At 57.7% G+C, this 4,586-nt stretch carries 3 protein-coding genes and 1 pseudogene; all 4 read right to left on the bottom strand.

The features are described from left to right. A partial coding sequence (locus B5F53_RS19260; RefSeq protein ID WP_087227086.1) for a VirB4-like conjugal transfer ATPase, CD1110 family occupies positions 1 to 2,277 on the bottom strand: 2,277 nt, incomplete at its 3' end. After that, positions 2,180 to 2,629, bottom strand: a complete 450-nt coding sequence (locus tag B5F53_RS19255) for a PrgI family protein (RefSeq protein ID WP_087227084.1) — start codon at positions 2,627 to 2,629, stop codon at positions 2,180 to 2,182. The genes B5F53_RS19255 and B5F53_RS19260, both read right to left, overlap by 98 nt. Before the next feature lie 6 nt (positions 2,630 to 2,635). Beyond that, positions 2,636 to 4,075, bottom strand: coding sequence for a DNA (cytosine-5-)-methyltransferase (gene dcm / locus B5F53_RS19250; RefSeq protein WP_087227082.1), 1,440 nt, complete (start codon positions 4,073 to 4,075; stop codon positions 2,636 to 2,638). Next, positions 4,057 to 4,586: pseudogene (locus tag B5F53_RS19245) on the bottom strand (radical SAM protein); the annotation flags it as partial. The gene dcm and the pseudogene B5F53_RS19245, both read right to left, overlap by 19 nt.

Genomic DNA, 4,586 nt, shown 5'->3' with positions numbered 1-4,586 from the left:
GTCCACATACCGTAGCTGCTGGGGAGAGATGTTCAGCCGCTCCGCCAGGATTTTGCGGTCGCCGGACGCCTGGTTTAGCAGGCAGATAAAGTCGCTGTTTTCCAGGATATTTTCAATTTCCGGGGAGGAAAGCAGGTCTTTGACGTTCTGCGTGGCACCTGTCGGGACACCGCCCCATTTTCTGAACCGCTTCCAAATCTCGCAGGAAAAGGCCGCCGTCTGTTCTTCCCGCAGTAGCAGGTGAAATTCGTCGCAGAAAAACCAGGTGGCTTTGCCCTGGCTGCGGTTCTGCGTCACCCGGCCCCATATCTGGTCTTGGACGATCAGCATACCGATTTTCTTTAACTGCTTGCCTAACTCCTTGATGTCAAAGGCCACAATCCGGCTGTGGATGTCCACGTTGGTACGGTGGTTAAAGACGTTCAGGGAACCAGACACATACAGGTCAAGGGCCTGGGCCACCCGGTCGGCCTCCGGGATATGCTGGTCTAACAGGGCTTTGTGCAGGTCGGAAAGGATTGGCATATTTTCCGGGCGGGGGTCTGCCAGGTAGGGCCGGTAGATCACCTGCACCGCCCGGTCGATCACCGTCTTTTCGATGGCCTCCAAACCGTTCTTGCCGCCCATGACAAGCTCACAGAACGACAGCACAAAGTCGGATTTAAGCGCCAGCGGGTTTTCATCCTCGGAGTAATTCAGGTTGATGTCCAGCGGGTTCAAGTAGGATTTGCTGGTGGGCGACAACTTTACCACCTGGCCGTGAAGCCGCCGCACTAAGGGATAATACTCGGCCTCCGGGTCACAGATATACACGTCGTCCGGCGTACAGAGGAACACGCTCAAAATCTCGGATTTACAGCTCATGGACTTGCCGGAACCGGGAGTGCCGAGCTTCAAGCCGTTGGGACACCGCGCCCGTTTCCTGTCCAGCATAATCATGTTGCCGGTCTTGGCGTTGACGCCGTAGTACATGGCGTTGCCGCCCTGAAAAAGCTCCTGGGTCACAAAGGGAACGAACACGGCCACGCTGGAAGTCGTCAAAGAACGCTCAATTTTAATCTGGTTGGCCCCCAGGGGGAGGCAGCTCATTAAGCCCGCTTCCTGCTGGTAGTCCAGCCGCACCAGGGAACAGTTGTACTTCTGCGCCACACCTGCGGCCCAGAACACATCGTTTTCCAGCTTTTGCCGGGTGTCGGCGGTGTTCAGCACCAAAAAGGTGATCTGGAACATCCGTTCATTCCGGCTCTGCAAGGTCTTTAACAGCTCCTTGGCGTCCTGGCCGTAGGTGGCAAGGTCGCTGGGAAGAATGTCCATGTCGTAACCGCTGCGGACGGCCCGTTTCTGCTCCTGTATCTTCATGGCGTCCAGGTCGGTGATCTTGCGCTTGACCGTCTTAATGGCCTCGCTCTGGTCGATGGCCTGCACATGGAGATTGACGGCAATCCCGTTTTCCGTGTTGAGGAAGTCGGCCAGCATTTCGTCCGACAGCTCCGGGGAGAGGATTTGCAAAAAGCTCACCGCCCCGTATTTCCCGCCCAGGCCGAACATCCGGGAGTTCCCGAAGCGGAACGACGACGGGGCGATAAAGTCCTTGGTGGAGAGGCCGGAGGGTGCCAGCCACTTCCAATCAAACTGAAACGGCTCCCCGTCCGGGTGGAACAGGCTGTGCATGACTTCCAGCCGGTCTTTGGCGTCCAGCGCCCAGGCCACGGCCCCCATGCTCTTGAAGTAGCCTAACAGGTCGGTTTCAATCCGGCGAAGCCTGGCGCGGGCCATTTTCAGGCTGTCCGCCTCAATGGTGAACGTCAGGAATTTCCGTTTTGTCAGGCCGTTGTTGCCGCTCACAAGCTGGTCTTGCAAAATCCCGGAATACTCCGCCCGGATGTCGTCGAAGTCGTCCCCCTGGGCTTTAATCTCAAAGCTCTTGGCGTACTGCCGGGGGTCGATCTTGCGGTTTAAGAAAGAAAACTGGACGTGGATAGAGGCGTCCAGGTAGTTGTAAAGGTCGCACAGGTTTTCAAAGATGGCCGTCTTGGTGTCCGCCTGCGCCAGTTGGTAGCTGATGTCCGCAAACTCAATGCACTTGGAAAAGGTGTTAGGCGTCACCCGGCACACGCCGTCCTGGTACATGGCCTCATAGGGTATGCTCTCCTGGGCGGAATGGGGCTTGCCGTCGCCCTTATACCTGCGGATGACGGCCTGGATTTCTTTTCGTTCGGCGCGGGTCAGCTTTACCGGCGCTTTTCCCGGCGTTTCGTTCCTTTGCTCTTTGGACAATGGCATTTACCTCCTTTTCCATTTGTCGCTGCCGCACAAGGGCAGAATAGGCGTTGTTGGTCTGGTAGGGCCGCTCTTTCGGCATGAGAAAGCAGCACTTGATAATCTGCCATACCACCACTTCAAGGGGCTGGCCGTGGCGCTCGTAAAGCGCCATGAGAAAGCCCGGAAGCATGACAAAGACCATGAGAAGCGCCGCCGCGCTGGTGGGGACGCGGCCCCGTATCAGCAAAAAAAGCGGGACGCCTACAAGCAGCGCACCGCCAAAACAGATCAGTTGCCGTTTGGTAAGTCCAAACACCACCTTGGATTTCACGCGGGTAAAATCCTTGGGGACAGTTACATAAGCCAAAAAATATCACCTCGTTTCCATAGCGCCGACAATGCCCTGCATGATATAGGCCACGCAGGGAATAGCCACGCTGTTTCCTAACATCTGGTAGCGGTTCGTGTCGCTGATGGGCCGCCCGTCCGCCCCGTACTCTGTCCAGCCGTCCGGGAAACCTTGCAGGCGTTCACACTCCACAGGGGTCAACCGACGTACAAGGCTCTCCCATGCTTCGCCCGCCTCGACTATGCAGAAGTCCGTTTCGCTTGCCATGCCAGCGGGCCGGGAGAGGCCAGCGCCGGAGGCGCACAGCGTCCCGGCCAGTTCGGGGTACACCACAATGGGGCGTTCGTTAGAGTGGGTCAGCGTCGGGGAGGTGTCCTCTAAAATGGAGGCATTGGCCTGCCCGGTCGCCATGCAGATCACATGGGGGTTCCCGGCACCGCACAAGGTCGGCTGAACCGGCTTTAGGGCGGAACGGTTGGTCTTGCTGGTAATCTGCTGTAATTCAAATCCCATTGCCACAACAGGCAGGTTTCCGTGGGTCTGGCTGCGGAGCGTGGGGGAAACTTCTTTCTGCTCTACGGTAAGGGACGCGCCGCCCTGGTCGTTCAGCACTTCAACCCCGGCCTGCCGTAAAGTGAAAAGATACTGGTCGTTCCCGGTTGCCAGCGTCCCGCTTTTTTCTACCTGCAAAAGCGGCCCCTTTCCTCCGCCCTCACAGCCGGAGCGTATGCGTAAGGTGACGGCGGAGGGTATCACCGGGCCATCTGCCGTTCCAGCGCCAGTTTCAGTAAAGGCGGCAAGTCCTTGCCTCGGCGTGCCGCCCGCCTCAAAATACCCGCGCAGGCTTTTGGGGACAAAGAGTATTTCTCCGGCGCGTCTGGCTCTAAAATCTGCGACAAGGAACACGCGCCTGCGCCGCTGTGCTGTTCCGAAATATTGGGCGTCGTACACGCACCATGCGAGATCAACGCCTCTGCCTCGTACCATACCGGCATTGGCCCACCGTCCAGAATAAGGCATTGGAATTTTGGCCGCTGTGAACGCCTGCAGCACAGCTTCAAAGTCACGTCCTCCTGCGGACGACAAAGCGCCGGGTACGTTTTCCCACAGCGCGATCTTGGGGTATTCGCCATGTGTCACCTCCTGCATTTCACGGATAATCCTGATTGCCTCCGTAAAGAGGCCGCTTCGTGCGTCCGCAAGGCCCAGTCTTTGGCCTGCCATCGAAAGCCCCTGGCAGGGGGAACCAAACGTGAGGATGTCCACCGGGGGAAGTTTCCGCCCATCCAGCCGTGTAATGTCCCCGACGTGTTCCATATCTGGAAAGTGACGCCGGGTGACCTGGACGGCAGAGGGCAGGATTTCACTGGCCCAAATCGGGGTTATCCCATAAAAAGAGGCGGCATAGGGAAAGCCCCCTATCCCGTCAAACAAAGAACCTAATGTTAATGATTGTCCTGCAATAAGTAGTTGCCTCCTTTCTCACCTGCCGCCAGCAGCTTTTTCACCGGCTCATAGTCGGAAAAGCTCTGGACGGCATGAAACAATCGTTTGTTATTCACCCACCGCTGCAAATGGCGGGTAATGGGCGGGGCCGTGGGCTTTTCGTAAATCATCACATAGGGGTCATAGCCCAGGCCCCGCAGGGTTTCCACCCGGTACAAGTCCTGCTCGTGGGTGCTGCCGTAGTTCGTCAGCATATACACGCGCCGGTTCCGCCAGTTTTTGATGGCCGTCTGTTCGGCAAAGCGCCGGAAGTATGGCGTCAAGTCCTCGTTTGGGTTATCCCAGGCGAAGTGAACGGCCTTTGTCCGCACGCAGTTGAGAAGTGCGGTATTATCCGGGGTTATCAGGCGGATGTCAAGGCCCTGGGTGAAGTCCACCAGCGCCCGGCTCCTGGCAAGCTGCACCAGCAGCCGTTCATGGTCGGGGCAGGCCAGCAGGTTTGCGTCCATCAGCTTGATTTCCGGCTGGC

The organism is Blautia sp. An249, assembly GCF_002159835.1.
Lineage (GTDB): Bacteria > Bacillota > Clostridia > Lachnospirales > Lachnospiraceae > Blautia_A > Blautia_A avistercoris.
This window is presented reverse-complemented; position numbering and strand designations above follow the sequence as displayed.